A 1606-nucleotide genomic window follows, 5' to 3' on the forward strand; every position below is an offset into this window, starting at 1 on the left:
CATGAAGCGACTCAACACAAGACCTCGAAAAACACGAGGTGGGAAACAACCAGTTGAGTTATTTTTAGGAAAGGCTGTTGATTTATTAACGGCTTAGGAGAAATTGCACTTAATGTGCGAATTCAAGTTTAACACAATAGGGATGAAAAAGACAAAAACATAGAAAGGTAATTTGTAATTACAAATGCTTTTTCTTTCTACAAGGCAAGCTGCTAAATTCTTAATTGAATATAGCGACTTTCTATATGATTGAAAGAATTTAGTAGTTTAACGCCGTAGCAAGGAAAAGATCGAAGTAATTTGGCGTCGCGTAAGAGATTTGAACTCCTGTTACCAGGATGAAATCCTGGGGTCCTGGGCCGGACTAGACGAACGCGACAAGGGTATTTTAATTAAAAAACTGTGTAAATAATGTGTAATTTTCAATGGACGAAAAAAAACCTGATTTAAAAAATCAGGTTTTAAGCGTATGGCATCGCCTAGGAGAATCGAACTCCTCTTACTAGGATGAAAACCTAGGGTCCTAACCGATAGACGAAGGCGACATAACATTTTCTTGCTACTGCTGGTGGAGCTAAGCGGGATCGAACCGCTGACCCCGACACTGCCAGTGTCGTGCTCTCCCAGCTGAGCTATAGCCCCAAATATTGTTAAAATATTAGTGCAAAGCAAAAAACAGAAATTATAGTCGCTATGTTGAAATAGTCAAGACTTAATTGGTAAAATGTTTGCATAATCTTAAGATAAAAACTTTATGTTAATAAAAACTTTTACTGAAAAAACCTTTACGTTAGATATTATGTATCACTTGGGTACTTATGAAAACTCAATTCATTTTATCTTTGATCATGACAGTAAAACCTGTGCGATTATTGATCCCGCTTGGCATGCAGATATTTTTATTGAATATGCACATAAAAAAGGCTATCAAATTTCTGATATTTGGCTAACTCACTGGCATGGCGATCATACTAATGCAGCAAATGAAATTGCGCAAAAAACAGGTGCAAAAATTACGGTTGGTATTCATGAGCTGCCTTATTTAGACATTGAGCATGATATGGCTACCGTAAATGATGGAGACATAGTGATACTTGGCAATACTAGTGCGCAAATTATTAACACCCCTGGTCATACAGCAGGCGGAATTTGCTATTTACTTGATGGACATATTATTGTTGGCGATACGTTGTTTGTATATGGCGCAGGCCACTGTACTATGCCAGGCGGTAGCGTTCGCCAGTTTTATCATTCTATGCAAAAACTAAAGCAAGTTAATGATACAGTGATGCTGCATTGTGGGCATGACTATGGCTGTAAAATTAACACCACCATGGGTGAGCAAAAAGCAGGTAATGCATATTTATTACTAAATAACGAAGAAGATTTCGTTAACTTTGTTGATGGCGTGTCACAAGGTTTAGTCGCTTACCCTACTGAGGCGTTAAGCCTAAAAGAAGTTCAAGCAATGTTATGATTGGTTTTTTTGGTGGCTCGTTTGATCCCATACATCTTGGGCATTTAAACAATGCACAACAGCTAGTAAAAGAGCTGAATTTAACTGAATTATTTTTAATGCCTTGTCACACACCTGTTCACAAAAATT

At 37.5% G+C, this 1606-nt stretch carries 2 protein-coding genes and 3 tRNA genes; 2 read left to right on the plus strand and 3 right to left on the minus strand.

The features are described from left to right. Positions 1-301: 301 nt before the first annotated feature. The 3 genes from BTHERMOSOX_RS11075 to BTHERMOSOX_RS11085 all read right to left on the minus strand — a co-directional run bounded on the left by BTHERMOSOX_RS11075 (position 302) and on the right by BTHERMOSOX_RS11085 (position 642). A tRNA-Glu gene (locus BTHERMOSOX_RS11075) sits at positions 302-379 on the minus strand. 91 nt (positions 380-470) lie between these two features. Continuing rightward, positions 471-545, minus strand: a tRNA-Glu gene (locus BTHERMOSOX_RS11080). A gap of 21 nt (positions 546-566) precedes the next feature. Next, positions 567-642, minus strand: a tRNA-Ala gene (locus tag BTHERMOSOX_RS11085). 112 nt (positions 643-754) lie between these two features. Here BTHERMOSOX_RS11085 and BTHERMOSOX_RS11090 point away from each other — a divergent pair. Both BTHERMOSOX_RS11090 and BTHERMOSOX_RS11095 read left to right on the plus strand, forming a co-directional pair. Further along, positions 755-1477, plus strand: a complete 723-nt coding sequence (locus BTHERMOSOX_RS11090; protein WP_138121183.1) for an MBL fold metallo-hydrolase — start codon at positions 755-757, stop codon at positions 1475-1477. Beyond that, positions 1474-1606, plus strand: a 133-nt coding sequence (locus tag BTHERMOSOX_RS11095) for a nicotinate-nicotinamide nucleotide adenylyltransferase (RefSeq protein WP_171004759.1), incomplete at its 3' end; no start/stop codon positions are given. The genes BTHERMOSOX_RS11090 and BTHERMOSOX_RS11095, both read left to right, overlap by 4 nt.

The sequence above is a fragment of the Bathymodiolus heckerae thiotrophic gill symbiont genome (genome assembly GCF_900128515.1).
Lineage (GTDB): Bacteria > Pseudomonadota > Gammaproteobacteria > PS1 > Pseudothioglobaceae > Thioglobus_A.